The sequence below is a fragment of the Mesorhizobium sp. WSM4806 genome, assembly GCF_055811635.1.
In genome coordinates this window covers 135,645-152,157 of record NZ_JBVVQZ010000008.1, presented here as the reverse complement: position 1 = coordinate 152,157, position 16,513 = coordinate 135,645, and the positions used below count along the sequence as shown (strand labels likewise).

General features: G+C 63.3%; 14 protein-coding genes and 1 tRNA gene. 10 read left to right on the top strand and 5 right to left on the bottom strand.

Annotated features, from left to right (window positions below; genetic code table 11):
* Positions 1-77 precede the first annotated feature (77 nt).
* The 4 genes from AC0L2M_RS14615 (at position 78) to AC0L2M_RS14600 (ending at position 4,316) form a co-directional block, all read left to right on the top strand.
* Positions 78-1,517 carry a methylmalonyl-CoA mutase subunit beta gene (locus AC0L2M_RS14615; protein WP_287140535.1) on the top strand — a complete coding sequence of 480 codons (1,440 nt, stop codon included), beginning with the start codon at positions 78-80 and terminating at the stop codon, positions 1,515-1,517.
* On the top strand, positions 1,514-3,637 hold the full coding sequence (scpA, locus tag AC0L2M_RS14610; RefSeq protein ID WP_473535222.1) for a methylmalonyl-CoA mutase: 2,124 nt from the start codon (positions 1,514-1,516) through the stop codon (positions 3,635-3,637). Before AC0L2M_RS14615 ends, scpA begins: the two co-directional genes overlap by 4 nt.
* A gap of 71 nt (positions 3,638-3,708) precedes the next feature.
* Positions 3,709-3,930, top strand: a complete 222-nt coding sequence (locus AC0L2M_RS14605) for an AbrB/MazE/SpoVT family DNA-binding domain-containing protein (protein WP_023800850.1) — start codon at positions 3,709-3,711, stop codon at positions 3,928-3,930.
* Complete coding sequence (locus tag AC0L2M_RS14600) at positions 3,927-4,316, top strand: type II toxin-antitoxin system death-on-curing family toxin (RefSeq protein ID WP_473535221.1); 390 nt, start codon at positions 3,927-3,929, stop codon at positions 4,314-4,316. Before AC0L2M_RS14605 ends, AC0L2M_RS14600 begins: the two co-directional genes overlap by 4 nt.
* Before the next feature lie 121 nt (positions 4,317-4,437).
* Here AC0L2M_RS14600 and greA read toward each other — a convergent pair whose 3' ends face one another.
* The 3 genes from greA to AC0L2M_RS14585 form a co-directional block, all read right to left on the bottom strand.
* On the bottom strand, positions 4,438-4,911 hold the full coding sequence (greA, locus tag AC0L2M_RS14595) for a transcription elongation factor GreA (RefSeq protein WP_128184556.1): 474 nt from the start codon (positions 4,909-4,911) through the stop codon (positions 4,438-4,440).
* 168 nt (positions 4,912-5,079) lie between these two features.
* Positions 5,080-6,084: an asparaginase gene (locus tag AC0L2M_RS14590; protein ID WP_287173932.1), complete on the bottom strand. Its 1,005-nt coding sequence runs from the start codon at positions 6,082-6,084 to the stop codon at positions 5,080-5,082.
* Positions 6,085-6,213: 129 nt separating this feature from the next.
* Positions 6,214-7,380, bottom strand: a complete 1,167-nt coding sequence (locus AC0L2M_RS14585; RefSeq protein ID WP_473535220.1) for an acetyl-CoA acetyltransferase — start codon at positions 7,378-7,380, stop codon at positions 6,214-6,216.
* 225 nt (positions 7,381-7,605) lie between these two features.
* On the opposite strand from AC0L2M_RS14585, the gene betI reads away from it, so the two are divergent.
* The 5 genes from betI (at position 7,606) to betB (ending at position 14,008) form a co-directional block, all read left to right on the top strand.
* Positions 7,606-8,196 carry a choline-binding transcriptional repressor BetI gene (betI, locus tag AC0L2M_RS14580; protein WP_473535219.1) on the top strand — a complete coding sequence of 197 codons (591 nt, stop codon included), beginning with the start codon at positions 7,606-7,608 and terminating at the stop codon, positions 8,194-8,196.
* Entirely contained in the window at positions 8,193-9,722 is a 1,530-nt protein-coding gene (gene betC, locus AC0L2M_RS14575; RefSeq protein ID WP_473535218.1) for a choline-sulfatase, read from the top strand. Before betI ends, betC begins: the two co-directional genes overlap by 4 nt.
* Positions 9,719-10,726, top strand: a complete 1,008-nt coding sequence (locus tag AC0L2M_RS14570) for a threonine/serine dehydratase (RefSeq protein WP_473535217.1) — start codon at positions 9,719-9,721, stop codon at positions 10,724-10,726. Before betC ends, AC0L2M_RS14570 begins: the two co-directional genes overlap by 4 nt.
* Before the next feature lie 3 nt (positions 10,727-10,729).
* Positions 10,730-12,382 (top strand): choline dehydrogenase, encoded by a 1,653-nt coding sequence (gene betA / locus AC0L2M_RS14565; RefSeq protein WP_473535216.1) that lies wholly within the window; start codon positions 10,730-10,732, stop codon positions 12,380-12,382.
* 162 nt (positions 12,383-12,544) lie between these two features.
* Entirely contained in the window at positions 12,545-14,008 is a 1,464-nt protein-coding gene (betB, locus tag AC0L2M_RS14560) for a betaine-aldehyde dehydrogenase (protein ID WP_473535215.1), read from the top strand.
* Between the two features lie 41 nt (positions 14,009-14,049).
* On the opposite strand, the gene AC0L2M_RS14555 is transcribed toward betB, so the two are convergent.
* Positions 14,050-15,570, bottom strand: coding sequence for a phosphomannomutase/phosphoglucomutase (locus AC0L2M_RS14555; RefSeq protein ID WP_473535214.1), 1,521 nt, complete (start codon positions 15,568-15,570; stop codon positions 14,050-14,052).
* 203 nt (positions 15,571-15,773) lie between these two features.
* Here AC0L2M_RS14555 and AC0L2M_RS14550 point away from each other — a divergent pair.
* Positions 15,774-15,850 (top strand) — tRNA-Pro (locus AC0L2M_RS14550).
* Positions 15,851-16,137: 287 nt separating this feature from the next.
* Here AC0L2M_RS14550 and AC0L2M_RS14545 read toward each other — a convergent pair.
* A complete protein-coding gene (locus tag AC0L2M_RS14545) occupies positions 16,138-16,416 on the bottom strand; it encodes a hypothetical protein (protein ID WP_287345141.1) in 279 nt (92 codons plus the stop codon).
* Positions 16,417-16,513: the final 97 nt, after the last annotated feature.

Here is a 16,513-nt window from a genome sequence, read left to right as displayed (position 1 = left end):
GTGTTGCATTGTGATATGCGACGGGGAACCGTAGACTGACGTTCCAGGCCTATCGGCCGAGAAGACGAGGAGAGCGGATGGCCGGTGCCTTGAACCACGATGCCGAACTTCCGAACCCTGACCGGCAGCGGTGGCTGGCCCTTGCGGAAAAAGCCCTGGCCGGCGGATCCTTCGAGGAAAAACTCGTATCCCATACGGACGATGGCATCCGCATCGAACCGCTTTATGATCGTTCGGTCACCGCAGAGCCTCTCCCACGGGCAAACCCCGGATCGCCGTGGATCGTCAGCCAGCGTATCGACGATCCGGATGTCGGCCGCGCCAAAGCCCAGGCCCTGGAGGACGTCGCACAGGGCGCCACCGGATTGTCGCTTGTCTTCGAAGGCGCGCCGAATGCGTTCGGCTACGGCCTGCCGAGGACTGCCGAGGCGCTGGAGACCGTGCTGGACGGCGTGCCGCTCAACCGCATCCAGGTCCGCATCGACGCGCATCCCTGGAGCCGCGCCGTGGCCGACTGGCTGGTTGCGTTCTTGAGCAAGCGCCGGTCAGACCCGGCAAAGCTCAACCTGTCCTTCGGCATCGACCCGGCGGCGATCTTTGCCGGAACCGGCCGGTTGCGGATGTCGATCGAGGCCTTGCAGGCGTCGATGCCGCAGTCCCTGGCGCACTTTTTCTCGATGGGCGTGCCCGGGGTCCTGCTGGAGGCAGACGGACGCGTCTTCCACAATGCCGGTGCCACCGAAGCGCAGGAGCTGGGCACCATGATGGCTTCGGCGGTCTCCTATCTCCGGATGTTCGAGGAGGCGCGCCAGCCGCTTGTCTATGCGGCGCCCCATATCGGCTTTGCGCTGAGCGTCGACCAGGACCAGTTCGTATCGATGGCCAAGGTCAGGGCCCTGCGCAGGCTGTGGGCGCGGGTCCAGGAGGCATGCTCGATCTCCGCCGCCACCGCCAACATCCATGCCGAGACATCGTTCCGCATGATGACCTCGGCGGATCCGGAGACGAACATCCTGCGCACCACGATCGCCGCTTTTGCCGCGGCAGCCGGCGGGGCGGACTCGGTCTCCATCCTGCCTCATACGATCGCGCATGGCCTGCCGGCGGGCTTTGGCCGCCGTGTTGCCCGCAATACGCAACTGATCATGGCCAACGAAAGCCATATCGATCATGTCGCAGACCCTGCTTGCGGTTCGGGCGCCGTTGAAGCGCTGACTGGCGAACTCTGTGAAGCTGCGTGGGAAGAATTCCAGCGGATCGAGGCGGAAGGCGGCGTGCTGTCCAGCCTGCAGCAAGGACACATCCAGAAACGGGTTCAGGCGGCCGCCGCCCGCCGCAATGCCGCCTATCAGGCGGGCGACCGGGCCATCATCGGCACGACGCTTCACCCGTCGAAGATCGAACGTCCGGTCGAAACCTTGGCGGCGGAGCGGCGGCCCTCGGTCACCGAGGGCGTCGCGGTGTGCGAGCCGCTGTTTCCGATCCGTATCGATCAATCGATCGGAGCAGCATCATGATTCCGGATTTCAGCCAGATCGGCTGGTCGGCGCCGCGCCGGGCGCCGATTGAGGTCAAGGGCCAGCGGATGACCCCGGAAGGACTGGCCATCAAGCATCTGTACAACCAGGGCGACCTCAAGGGGTTGCCGCATCTCGACACTTATCCGGGCCTGCCGCCATTCGTGCGCGGCCCCTACCCGACCATGTATGTCCAGCAGCCGTGGACGATCAGGCAATATGCCGGCTTCTCGACGGCGGAAGAGTCGAACGCCTTTTACCGGCGCAACCTCGCGGCCGGCCAGAAGGGACTGTCGGTCGCTTTCGACCTTGCCACGCATCGCGGCTACGACAGCGATCATCCGCGCGTTGCCGGTGATGTCGGCATGGCAGGCGTCGCCATCGATTCCATCCTCGACATGCGCCAGCTCTTCGACGGCATCCCGCTTGATGAGATGACGGTGTCGATGACCATGAACGGCGCGGTGCTGCCGATCATGGCGCTCTACATCGTCGCCGCGGAAGAACAGGGCGTTGCGCAAAAGGACCTCGCCGGGACCATTCAGAACGACATTCTGAAAGAGTTCATGGTGCGCAACACCTACATCTATCCGCCAAAACCTTCGATGCGGATCGTGTCGGACATCTTCTCCTATACGTCGCAGCACATGCCGAAGTTCAATTCGATTTCGATCTCCGGCTATCACATGCAGGAGGCAGGGGCGACCGCCGACCTCGAGCTCGCCTACACGATCGCCGATGGAATCGAATATGCCCGCGCCGGTGTCGCGGCGGGTCTCGATATCGACCGTTTTGCGCCGCGCCTGTCCTTCTTCTGGGCGATCGGCATGAACTTCTTCATGGAGGTCGCCAAGCTGAGGGCAGCCCGCCTTTTGTGGTCGACCCTGATGCTGAAGAACTTCTCGCCGAAGGACGAGCGCTCGCTGTCGCTGCGCACCCATTGCCAGACTTCGGGCTGGTCGCTAACGGCGCAGGACCCTTACAACAACATCATTCGCACCATGATCGAGGCGATGGCGGCGACGCAGGGTCATACACAATCGCTGCACACCAACGCCTTCGACGAGGCGATGGCGCTGCCGACCGACCATTCGGCCCGCATCGCCCGCAACACGCAGCTCATCCTGCAAAAGGAATCCGGCACCACCCGCATCATCGACCCGTGGGGCGGCTCTGCCTATCTCGAACGGCTGACGCATGACCTGGCGGCGCGCGCGCTTGCCCATATCGAAGAGGTCGAGAGCCTGGGCGGCATGGCCGCCGCAACCGAAAAAAACATACCGAAGCTGCGCATCGAAGAGGCCGCCGCGCGCACGCAGGCGCGGATCGATTCGGGCGAGCAGATCCTGGTCGGCGTCAACGCCCATCGTCCCGAGACGGATATCAAAGTCGACGTGCTGAAGATCGACAACGCGGAAGTCAGGGCCCGGCAATTGTCGAAACTGCAGCGGCTGAAAGGCACGCGCGACGTCGGCGCCGTCGAGAGCGCACTGAGTGCGCTGAGCCGGGCTGCGGAGAGCGGCGAAAATCTGCTGGAGTTCGCCATTCGCGCCGCACGCGCCAACGCCACGGTCGGCGAGATTTCACTGGCGCTGGAAAAGGTTTTTGGCCGCCATGTCGCCTCCGTCCAGACGATCTCCGGCGTCTATCGCAAGGCGCTCGGCGACAATCCGGAGGTCGATCGGCTGCAGGACAAGATCGTCGCGTTCGAGGAGAAGTCCGGCGGCAAGCCACGCATTCTCGTCGCCAAGATGGGACAGGATGGCCACGATCGCGGCCAGAAAGTGATCGCCACCGCCTTTGCCGATCTAGGCTTCGACGTCACCGTCGGGCCGATGTTCCAGACGCCGGACGAGATCGCCAGGCTTGGCGTCGAGCACGACGTGCATATCATTGGCGCCTCGTCGCTGGCCGCGGGTCATTTGACGCTCATTCCCGAACTCAGGGACGCGCTGAAGAAGCTTGGCCGCGACGATATGCTGATCGTCGCCGGCGGCGTCATCCCGCCGCAAGATCATGAGGCGGTACGGCAGGCGGGTGCTGTGGAAATCTTCCCGCCAGGCACCGTCATCCCGGAAGCGGCGGAGCGGCTGATGGATAGGCTGCTGCAGGCCGGCTGAACTTGTTATAATCCATGTTGCAACGACCGACAATTGGAGTTATAATTGGCGTTGCAACAAGGGTTGAATCCATGAACACGACCATTCGCAAAATCGGCAATTCCGAAGGCGTGATCCTGCCCAAGGAAATTCTCGATCACCTGAATTTGAAGGCCGGCGATCAGCTTGAGATCGTCGAAACGAGCAAGGGCATCGCCCTTCGGCCAGTGGACGACAGCTTCGAGCGGCAGATGGAAGCTGCTCGCCAAGTCATGGACAAATACAAAGTCGCGCTTCAGAAGCTCGCCGAATGAGCTGGGAGTTCCTGAGCCGGCGTGCGGTCGAAGCCATGCACGCCGACCAGTTGCGTCGGCACGGCGGAGCGCACGGTTTGAGGGATGAGAATGCCCTCGAATCGGCGCTCGCCCGAGCCGAGAACAAGGCGAACTATGGTGATCCATCGATCGAGGATCTGGCGGCGGCCTATATCTTCGGCATCGCCAGAAATCACGCCTTTGTCGACGGCAACAAGCGCGCGGCCATCGTCGCCGCCGGCGCGTTCCTGATTGTCAACGGCTATGTGCTGACGGCCGACAACGGCACGATCTATGAGTTCGTCATGGGCGTCGCCGCCGGCGAAATCGACGAGGCGGGTGCTGCGGCGTTCTTCCGCGACCATGTCGTCAAGGTCGAGGGCTAATGTGCGTCGCGTTCGGGATGGATTCCCGCGACGCGCTTTAAGTTCTCGTTTTTATGCAGTCGCTATCGCAAAACCGCTGCGCACCCTCGGGTCAGGCCCGCATGCTTTTGGGCGACATGCATTAGCTGTCGGAGAGCTTCACAATCTCCCACTCCCTGCCGTTCACCACGGCAATTTCGCCGACCTTCTTGCCGAACAAGGCCAAGGCCATCGGTGAAACATGGGAAATCGTCCCCTTGGCCGGATCGGCCTCGTCCTCGCCGACAATCCTCCAGTGCACCTTCCTGCCGTCATCGCCTTCCAGCGTGACGCCCATGCCGAAGCGAACCAGGTCGCTGCCCGGTTCCGGCACGGAAAGCTCGGCGCTTTCACGCCGCGCGGTCCAGTAGCGCAGGTCGCGCGAGATGAGCGCGATGCGCTCGCGGTCGGCCCTCTTTTCCGCTCTGCCCAGATCGTCGCGCAGGGCAGCCAGTTCGGCGTCGATCAGCGCCAGGCCGCGTTGCGTCACCAGATTGCGATGGTGGCTGATCGGCCGCTCGCCGATGCCGGCGATGGCGTTTTCGCTATCTTCTTCGCGCGTGAAGGCTCTGCTCATCAGTCGAGCTTATGCCTCGCGTGGCGACTCCACAAGCTATTGCCGGAAAACCGGATCTGCCGATCCGGCGTGACACGATTCCTGCGGCGCGACGGGAGGACGCTGGGAATTTGTGTGGCTTTGCGCAACTGACCGTCGGACGCAATCATGCGAGCTGAATGCCCGTTCTCAGTCCAGCGCAGCAGTAGGGCGGAGTGAGCCGACCTTGGCGCCGATCCGGCTTTCTATGGGCGGATGTGCCTCTTCGGTCAGTATCGCCGCCAGCGCCTTGTCGGCGTGCAAAAACCTGGCCAGCACGGCCGCGACCGTGACTTCAGCGGCGCGGCCGGCGCCATCATCGCATTTCAGCGCAATGCCTAGGCCAAGCTCGGGAAGTGCCGCGCAATAGACGCCTTCGGCCCCTCCCTTCACAAAAATCCGGCCTGACGCGGCCTGCATCAGCGCAACATCAGCCCTGCCCGTGCCGGCGACCAGAAATGGCTCGGCCATGCAGGCGGAAAGCAGCCGCTTTGCGGCCTTGGCGCGCACGGGTTCAAAGCCGGCACCGGTCGCCATGCGGGCAAAGCCGAGGGCGAAGCTGCGCAGCGGCACGGCATAGGTCGGGATCGAGCAGCCGTCGGTGCCGCAATGATCGACATCATGGGCGGCACCGGTCACCGCTTGCATCGCATCGCGCACCATCTCCTGCGAGGCATGGCCGGATTTGACGTAGCCGCGATGGGCGACGCCGGCATGGACGCAGGTGCAGAGGAAGCCCGCATGCTTGCCGGAACAATTGTTGTGCAGCGCGTTTGGCAAATTGCCGTTGCTGGCCAGCGCAACGGTCGCGTCATGGCTGGACGGCCAATGCGCGCCGCATTCCAGTGCCGCCACGTCCAGCCCGGCCTTGGCCAGCATCGCCCGCGCCAGTTCGACATGCGCCGGCTCGCCGGAATGCGAAGCGCAGGCCAGCGCCAGTTCGCGGTCGCCGAAACCGTACGCATCGGCGGCGCCGCTTTCGACCAGCGGCAGCGCCTGGATCGCCTTGACCGCCGAGCGCGGGAACACCGGGCGAGCCGTATCGCCGATTTCCCAGACCGGCTTGCCATCGGCATCGAAGACCGCAATGGCGCCACGATGCGCGCTCTCGACCACGGCGCCGCGCAAAACTTCGACCAGAACCGGATTTGTCATGAATTCCCCACTAACGCACGACCTCGAAAATCGGATTCGATTTTCGAAAAGGATCATGCGTAAAATCAAAGTGTTACAGCGTCCTTTGCGCGCCCGGAAGGGCGCGCGGCGCTGTAATGCGGGCGGGTTTTATCTGATCCGATCGAGAATGGAAACATAGTTGGCGACGGCGGCGCCGCCCATATTGAAGATGCCGCCGAGCTTTGCTCCGGGCACCTGGATGCCGCCGGCCTCGCCGACGAGCTGCATGGCGCTCAGCACGTGCATCGAGACGCCGGTGGCGCCGATCGGATGGCCCTTGGCTTTCAGCCCGCCTGACGGATTGACCGGCAGCCGGCCGTCCTTCGCCGTCTCGCCGTCCAGCGCCAGTTTTGCGCCCTCGCCCGGTTTCGCCAGGCCCATCGCCTCATATTCGATCAGCTCGGCGATGGTGAAGCAGTCATGCGTCTCGACGAAGGACAGATCGTCGAGCGTCACACCGGCCTTGTTCAGCGCCTGGTTCCACGCCTGCTCGCAACCCTCGAATGCCAGGATGCCACGCTTCGACATCGGCAGGAAATCCTGCACATGCTCGTTGGCGCGGAAAGCGACGGCGCGGCGCATCTTCAATGCCGTCGCCGTGTCGGCAAGCACCAGCGCGGCGGCGCCGTCCGACACCAGCGAGCAGTCGGTACGCTTCAGGGGACCGGCGACGAAGGGGTTCTTCTCGCTCTCGTGCCGGCAGAACTCATAGCCGAAATCCTTGCGCATCTGCGCGTAGGGATTGTCGACGCCGTTCCTGTGGTTCTTGGCGGCGATCATCGCCAGCGCGTCCGACTGGTCGCCATAGCGTTGGAAGTAGGCTTGGGCGATCTGGCCGAAAACGCCGGCGAAGCCTGCCGGCGTGTCGCCCTCCTCGGGCAGATAAGAGGCCTTGAGAAGATTCTTGCCGATTTCTGGACCTGATGTCGTCGTCATCTGCTCGGCGCCGACCACCAGCACGATGCGAGCCGCTTTGGCGTCGATGGCGCGGATGCCTTGCCTGACCGCCGCCGAGCCGGTGGCGCAGGCGTTCTCGACGCGCGTCGCCGGCTTGAAGCGCAGTCGGTCGTCGGCCTGCAGGACCAGGCTTGCGGTGAAATCCTGTGCGGAAAAGCCGGCATTGAAGTGGCCTAGCACGATCTCGTCGACCTCGTCCGGACCGATGCCGGCATGATCGAGCGCCTCGCTGGCCACCTTGGTGATCAGGCCCTCCAGCGTCTCGCCTTCGAGCTTGCCGAAGCGCGAATGCGCCCAGCCGACGATGCATGCTGTCATGGTTATCTCCATCCCTGCGGGCCGGGCTACGCGATGTCGCGGCGCGCTATCAACATTGTTCAAGCATGAACCGTTCCAGCGACTTCGTAAAGGGGCCGGAACCACACAACGACTTGATCTTGATATCTGGTCACGGCAGCTGACATTTGCCACACAATCGCGTCGGATTTTTGTTGATTGATCCGTCAATAAAAAATAATCTTGCCGCAACGGACCGGAGCAAAGATGCCGAAAATCGGAATGGAGCCGCTGCGCCGCAGGGCGCTGATCGACGCGACGATCTCGGCGATCGGCGAGCGCGGTTCGCTTGATGTGACGATGTCGGAAATCGCCGGGCGCGCCGGGGTGTCCTCGGCGCTCGCCCATCACTATTTCGGCGCCAAGGACGAACTTTTGCTGGCGACGATGCGCCACATCCTGGCCGAGTTGACCGCCGACATGCGGCGCGCGCTTCGATCGGCCAGCACGCCACGCCAGCGCGTTTCGGCGGTGGTCGCCGTCAATTTCTCCGACGCCCAGTTCCAGCCGGAAACGATAGCCGCCTGGCTCGCCTTCTATGTCGAGGCGCAGAAATCGCCTGCGCTGCGCCGGCTGCTCAAGGTCTATGCGCGGCGCCTGCATTCCAATCTGTTGAGCGGGCTGACCGGCATCCTGCTGAGAAGCGAAGCCGACCGCGTCGCCGAGGCGACAGCGGCGCTGATCGACGGGCTCTACATCAGGCGCGCGCTGAAGGACGGCGTGCCCAATGCCGCGACCGCGATCGCGCTGATCGAGGACTATCTCGAAACGAAACTCGGCCGGCGGAGCGCGCAGTGACGTCAAAGCGACCCAATTTTCTGATCGTCATGGTCGATCAGCTCAACGGCACATTGTTCCCGGATGGGCCGGCGGACTTCCTGCATGCGCCGCATCTGAAGGCGCTGGCGGCTCGTTCGGCGCGCTTCAAGAACAATTACACCGCCTCGCCGCTCTGCGCGCCGGGCCGTGCGGCGTTCATGAGCGGCCAGTTGCCATCGCGCACCGAGGTCTATGACAATGCCGCCGAATTCGCCTCTTCGATCCCGACCTATGCGCATCACCTGCGCGCCGCCGGCTACCACACCTGCCTGTCCGGCAAGATGCATTTCGTCGGGCCGGATCAGTTGCATGGCTTCGAGGAGCGGCTGACCACCGACATCTATCCGGCCGATTTCGGTTGGACGCCGGATTATCGCAAGCCCGGCGAGCGGATCGACTGGTGGTATCACAATCTCGGTTCGGTGGCCGGCGCCGGCGTCGCCGAGATCACCAACCAGATGGAATATGACGACGAGGTCGCCTTTCACGCGGTGCAGAAGCTTTATGATTTCGCCCGCGTCTCGGACGATGCCGCGCGCCGGCCGTGGTGCCTGACCGTCTCCTTCACCCATCCGCACGACCCCTATGTCGCGCGCCGGCGCTATTGGGATCTCTACGAGGATTGCCCGGCGCTCGAGCCGGAAGTCGGCTTCGTCCCCTATGATGAACAGGATCCGCATTCGCAGCGGCTCTACCGCGCCAGCGACTATGACAGTTTCGACATCACCGGCGAGCAGATCCGCCGCGCGCGGCGCGGCTATTTCGCCAGCATCTCCTATCTCGACGACAAGGTCGGCGAACTGCTGTCGGTGCTCGAGCGCACGCGAATGCTCGACGACACGATCATCCTGTTCTGCTCCGATCACGGCGACATGCTCGGCGAGCGCGGCCTGTGGTTCAAGATGTGCTTTTTCGAGGGCTCGGCGCGGGTGCCGCTGATGATCGCCGGAAAAGACATTTCGGCCATCCTGATCGACGCACCGGTCTCCAATCTCGACGTCGTGCCGACGCTTTGCGACCTCGCCGGCATCGACATGAGCGGGATTGCGCCATGGACCGACGGCCAGTCGCTGCTGCCGCTGCTCGACGGCAAGACGCGCACTGAACCTGTGCTGATGGAATATACGGCCGAAGGCTCCAACGCGCCGATAGTGGCGATCCGCGAGGGCCGTTACAAATTCATCCATTGCGAGATCGATCCGCCGCAACTGTTTGATCTTGAAGCGGATCCGCGGGAATTGACCAACCTCGCCGCCGACCCGGCGCACGCGGCTTTGGTGGCTTCCTTCACCGACAAGGTCCGGGCGCGCTGGGACATGGCTGCCTTCGATGCCGCCGTACGCGCCAGCCAGGCGCGCCGCTGGGTGGTCTATCCGGCGCTGCGCAACGGCACGCATTACCCCTGGGAATTCCAGCCGCTGCAGAAGGCCTCGGAACGTTATATGCGCAACCACATGAACCTCGACCTGCTCGAAGAGCAGAAGCGCTTTCCACGAGGCGAATGATGACAACCCAGGTCCCCTCCCTCGATCACCTCAAACAGGCCTATGCCGTCACCGCCAAGGCGACGCAGATCACGCCGCTGCTGGAATCGGCGGCCTTGGCCAGAGAGACCGGCGCCTTGCGCGTCTTCGTCAAGCCGGAGTCGCTGCAATGGGCGGGTTCCTTCAAGGTGCGCGGCGCCTATTGGCGGCTGAAGCGGCTTTCGCCCGATGATGCCAGGAAGGGCGTTGTCGCCTATTCCTCCGGCAATTTCGCGCAAGGGCTGGCCGCCGCCGGCCAGGCGCTGGGCATTCCGGTGACCATCGTCATGCCGATCGACGCGCCGGCCGCCAAGCGCGACGCAACGACCGGCTATGGTGCGCGCGTGGTGCTGACCGACCATGGCGAGCGCGCGCGTGAGGAGGTTGCCGCCGCCACGGCGCGCGAGATCGCCGAGACCGAGGGGCTGGCGCTGCTGCATCCGTTCGACGACCCTGAGATCGTCGCCGGCCAGGCTGGTGCCGGGCTGGAGGCACTCGAGCAACTCGATGCCAGGAATGCCAGCGCCGATCTGCTGTTCTCCGCGGTCGGCGGCGGCGGGCTGATCGGCGGCGTTTCGCTGGCTTTCCACTATCTGTCGCCGGCGACCGAGATCATCGGTGTCGAGCCGGAAGGTTTCAACGGCATGGGCGCGTCGCTGGCGCATGGCGTCATCGAAACCATGCCGATCGGGCCGAAATCGATATGCGACGGGCTGATGGCGCGCAGGCCCGGCGACGCGCCGTTCGCGGCGGTCAGGACCGCGGGCGTTCGCGGCATCACCGTCGACGATCAATCGGTGCGCGGCGCGATGCGCGTCGCCTTCGAACGGTTGAAGCTGGTGCTGGAACCTTCGGGCGCTGCATCGCTGGCGGCGCTGCTCGGCGGCAAGGTGGATGTGAGCGGCAAGAGCGTGCTCGTGGTGGCAACCGGCGGCAATGTCTCGCTCGCCGATTTCATGACGCATATGAACGATGGGCGCATATGAACCATGCTTGAGGCGGATTTCGTCATCATCGGCGCCGGCTCGGCCGGCTCGGCCATGGCCTACCGGCTGTCGGAGGATGGCAAATATTCGGTGATCGTCATCGAATTTGGCGGCAGCGACATCGGGCCGCTGATCCAGATGCCGTCGGCGCTGTCGATCCCGCTCAATATGAGCCTCTACGACTGGGGTTTTGCCAGCGAGCCGGAGCCGCATCTCGGCGGCCGTGTGCTGGCGACGCCGCGCGGCAAGGTCATCGGCGGCTCGTCCTCGATCAACGGCATGGTCTATGTACGCGGTCACGCCCGCGATTTCGACCATTGGGCGGAACAGGGCGCGGCTGGCTGGGGGTTTGCCGACGTGCTCCCCTACTTCAAGCGCATGGAGGACGCCAACGGCGGCGAGAATGGCTGGCGCGGCCATGGCGGCCCGCTGACCGTGCAGCGCGGCTCAAGGACGAATCCGCTCTACGGCGCCTTTGTCGAGGCAGGCCGTCAGGCCGGCTTCGAACTGACCGACGACTACAACGGCGCGAAGCAGGAAGGCTTTGGGCCAATGGAGCAGACCATTCGCGGCGGCCGCCGCTGGTCGGCGGCGAGTGCCTATCTCAGGCCGGCGCTGAGGCGGAAAAATGTAAGCCTGGTCAAGGGCTTCGCCCGACGGGTGATCATCGAGAATCAACGTGCCACCGGTGTCGAGATCGAAGTGCGCAGACGGATTCAGGTGATCAAGGCACGACGTGAAGTGATCGTTGCCGCGTCCTCGATCAATTCGCCCAAGATCCTGATGCTGTCCGGCATCGGCCCGGCCCAACATCTCAGGGAATACGGCATTCCGGTGGTCGCCGACCGGCCCGGCGTCGGCCGCAACCTGCAGGACCATATGGAGCTCTACATCCAGCAGGAATCGACGCAGCCGATCACGCTGAATTCGGTGCTGAACCCGTTCTCCAAGGCGCTGATCGGCGCGCAATGGCTGTTCTTCAAGTCGGGCCTTGGTGCAACCAACCATTTCGAGGCGGCCGCCTTCGTGCGCTCGCGCGCCGGCGTCGACTATCCCGACATCCAGTATCACTTCATCCCGGCGGCGGTTCGCTATGACGGCAAGGCGGCGGCGAAAGCGCACGGTTTCCAGGCGCATGTCGGGCCGATGCGATCGAAGTCGCGCGGTTCGGTCACGCTGCGCTCGCCTGATCCCGGATCGAAGCCGGTGATCCGCTTCAACTACATGTCGCATCCGGACGACTGGATCGAGTTCCGCCACTGCATCCGGCTGACGCGCGAGATCTTCGGCCAGTCGGCCTTCGACCCCTATCGCGGCAAGGAGATCTCGCCGGGCTCGCAGGTGCAGTCGGACGACGATCTCGATGCCTTCATCCGCGATCACGCCGAAAGCGCCTACCACCCCTGCGGCACTTGCAAGATGGGCCGCAAGGATGATGCGATGAGCGTCGTCGATCCGGAATGCCGTGTCATCGGCGTCGACGGGCTGCGGATCGCCGATTCTTCGATCTTCCCGCGCGTCACCAACGGCAATCTGAACGCGCCGTCGATCATGACCGGCGAAAAGGCCGCCGATCACATTCTCGGCCGCACGCCGCTGGCGCCGTCCAACCAGGAACCATGGATCAATCCGCGCTGGCAGGTGTCGGATCGATAGAACGACGTGGGTCCATTCGGACGCACATGCGCTCTATCGCTTTTTTAGTCCTCGCATCGTGCTTTCCGAAAATCGATTCCGATTTTCGGGCCGATGCGATAAGCGATGATCCGGCGGTGTCTGCCCGCCGGGCCCGTCGAAAGACAATTTGGAGAAGATCCCATGCGCGCCCAGCCAAAGGCATCGCACTATGTCAACGGACGCTACATCGACGATGAGCAAGGTGCGCCGCTGCCGGTCATCTATCCGGCAACCGGCGAGACCATCGCGATGCTGCGTTCGGCGACGCCGAACGTGCTTGAACTGGCGATCGAAGCAGCGCGTGCAGCACAACCGGCCTGGGCGCGGCTGAAGCCGGTCGAGCGCGGGCGCATCCTGCGCCGCGCCGCCGACATATTGCGCGTGCGCAACGCCGACCTGGCGCGCATCGAGACGCTGGATACCGGCAAGCCAATCCAGGAGACGCTGGTGGCGGACGCGCCATCGGCAGCCGACTGCCTCGAATATTTCGGCGGCGCGGTCGCTGCCTATAATGGCGAGTCCGTCGATCTCGGCGGCGCCTTTGCCTATACAAGGCGCGAGGCGCTGGGCGTCTGCGTCGGCATCGGCGCCTGGAACTATCCGATCCAGATCGCCGGCTGGAAATCGGCGCCGGCACTCGCCATGGGCAACGCCATGGTGTTCAAGCCGTCCGAGAACACGCCGCTGTCGGCGCTGGCGCTCGCCGAAATCTACACCGAGGCCGGCCTGCCCGACGGCCTGTTCAACGTCGTGCAAGGCTATGGCGATGTCGGCGCCGGCCTCGTCGGGCACGATGTCGTTGCCAAGGTTTCGGTGACCGGCTCGGTGCCGACCGGCCGCAAGGTTCTGTCGCTCGCCGGCTCGAAGATGAAGCACGCCACCATGGAACTTGGCGGCAAGTCGCCGCTGATCGTCTTCGACGATGCCGATCTCGAAAATGCCATTGGCGGGGCCATGCTCGGCAATTTCTATTCGACCGGCCAGATCTGCTCCAACGGCACGCGGGTGTTCGTGCAGAAGAGCATCCACGACCGTTTCGTCGAACGGCTGGTCGAGCGGACCAAGAAGATCCGTGTCGGTGATCCGCTCGACCAGGAAACGCAGATGGGGCCGCTGGTCTCCAAGGCCCAGCATGAAAAGGTCATCGGCTATATCGAGACCGGCAAGCAGGATGGCGCTGTGCTCGCCTGCGGCGGCAATGTACCTTCGCTGCAAGGTTTCCAGGGCGGCTTCTTCGTCGAGCCGACGGTCTTCACCGGCGTCACCGACACGATGCGCATCGCGCGCGAGGAGATTTTCGGGCCTGTCATGAGCGTGCTGAAATTCGACGGTGAGGACGAGGTGATCGACCGCGCCAACGATACCGAATTCGGCCTTGCCGCCGGCGTGTTCACGCGCGATCTGCCGCGCGCCCACCGCGTCATCGCCGAGCTGCAGGCCGGCACCTGCTGGATCAACGCCTACAACCTGACGCCCGTCGAAATTCCCTTCGGCGGCTTCAAGCAGTCGGGAATCGGGCGAGAAAACTCACTTGCCGCGTTGGCACTCTATTCCCAGTTGAAGTCGGTCTATGTCGAGACCGGCGACGTCGCGAGCCCCTATTGAGGCTCACCGGCGCCGCCGACCAGAGACCTTAGCCAGAGAACTTAAAACGTCTGGTTGTAGGCGCCGACCTCAGGGCTGCGGCGCAGCACCGCATCAACGGCTTCGAACATCTGCCGGCGCCGCTCCGACGATACCGGGCTCTCCACCACGACGACAAGCTCCGGCTTGTTCGACGACGCCCGCACCAGGCCCCAAGTGCCGTCCTCGGCAACGACGCGAACGCCATTGACGGTGATCAGCTCGGCGATCTTCTGGCCGGCGAAGATGGCGCCGTCATGCTTCATGGTCTGAAAGTCGGAAACGACCCGCTCGACCACGCCATATTTCAGCTCGTCGGCGCAGTGCGGCGACATGGTCGGCGTGCCGAAGGTCAGCGGCAGGTCGCGATAGAGATCGGCCATGCTGCTTTTGGGGCTGCGATCCAGCATCTCGCAGATGGCGATGGCTGTGATCAGACCATCGTCATAGCCGCGCCCGATCGGCGGGTTGAAGAAGAAATGACCGGATTTCTCGAAACCGGCGATAGCGCCAAGCTCGGCGACGCGCCGCTTTATGTAGGAGTGGCCGGTCTTCCAATAATCGGTGACGGCTCCATCGGCGCGCAGCGCGGCGTCGGTATTGAACAATCCGGTCGACTTGACGTCGACGACGAAGGTCGAGCCTGGATGCAGGCGCGCAATGTCGCGCGCGAGCATGACGCCGACCTTGTCGGCGAAGATCTCGTTGCCTTCATTGTCGACCACGCCGCAGCGGTCGCCATCGCCGTCGAAGCCAAGCCCGACATCTGCTCCTGTCTCCAGCACCTTGTCGCGGATCGCGTGCAGCATCTTCATGTCTTCGGGATTGGGGTTGTAATTCGGAAACCTATGATCGAGCTCGACATCGAGCGGGATCACCTCGCAGCCGATCCGTTCCAGCGCTTCAGGTGCAAAAGCGCCGGCAGTGCCGTTGCCACAGGCGGCGACCACCTTGAGCTTTCTCGCTATGCGCTTGTCGCGGGTCAGGTCGTCGAGATAGATCTTGCGGAAATCCGCAACGAAGTCATATGAGCCGCCGCCGACCAGGTCGAAGTCGCCGGCAAGCACGATCGTCTTCAATGCGCTCATTTCCTCCGGACCGAAAGTCAGCGGACGCGCCGCCCCCATCTTGACGCCGCTCCAGCCGTTCTCGTTATGCGAGGCGGTGACCATGGCGACAGACGGCGTGTCGAGCGCGAACTGGGCGAAATAAGCCATCGGCGACAGCGCCAGCCCGATATCCCTAACCCGCGCGCCGGCGGCCATCAGCCCGGAAACCAGCGCCAGCTTGATCGCCAGCGAATAGGAGCGGAAATCATGCCCGGTCACGATGTCCGGCCCGGCGCCCAGGCGCCGGATCAGCGTGCCGAGCCCCATGCCAAGCGCCTGGACACCGATCAGGTTGAGCTCCGGCGGCTCGGCAGAGCCCGGATGGCCGAACCACCAGCGCGCATCATACTCACGAAAGCCGGACGCCTTGATCAGCGCCGTGGTTTCAAACTCGAAGGTGTTGGGAAGGGCTTCACTAACGATCTTCAGGGACAAGACAGCAACTCCAAGCGGCTGGATTCAGAGTGGTTTCAACGCAGGTGGCCATGCCTATAACACGAGCCGTTAAGCGGTGTTTATCCCGCAGGGAACTGAAACCTGTATGACGTTAGAGCGAAACGGCAAGAAATGCGACAGAAGCGCTGCCATTGGTGCTTGCAGGAAGGAAGTACGGCGGCTATAAGCCCGCGGTCTGGTCACGGAGTGTAGCGCAGCCTGGTAGCGCACATCGTTCGGGACGATGGGGTCGCAGGTTCAAATCCTGCCACTCCGACCAGAAAAAACAATGGGTTAGGCATCCCGAATTCTGCCTGCCCCACAGATATCCCCACTGAAAAGATGGAAAAGCATCTAGGCCGCTCGATGGAGCTGGCAGACGCATACCAAACCACTCGCGATTTTGCAGAATCTGAGGCCGCGCCATCTAAACTATGTCTGCTTCGCGCCAAACGTGTTCAATCGGCGATAGTTGTCGAATGACTTCACTCGGGGCCGTAAGCAGTCCGGCAGCTATCAGGAAGCGGCGCAACAAGCGGCCGTTCTGTTGACGGCCCCTTTGCGGACTCAAAAGCAGGGTTCACAGACGAAGTGAGAACGATAGCGTGGATCCTCTAACAGCGTGCCAAAGCCGAGAAGAAATGCTCCCTGTGCGAGCACAACTGCCGCAGCCATGATGCCAACTCCTGAAGCCAGTTTGCAAGCCAAGCCGACCGATGAAGAAAAGCGCCAAGGGCGTATCAATGCAACGATTGCGGCTGATGCCAGCAGAATAAGCCCTGGAACGCCTAAGACCACGGCGTGCATCTCCAGCATAAGGGCGAACGGAGTATCCGCTTTTATCATCGGCTTAATCTCCCCTAAAACCTGAAGGCATTCAACATCGCGACTTCAATGACTGAAGCGTTAACATTCCACCATTTGTAACCTGCCATTGGCGCTG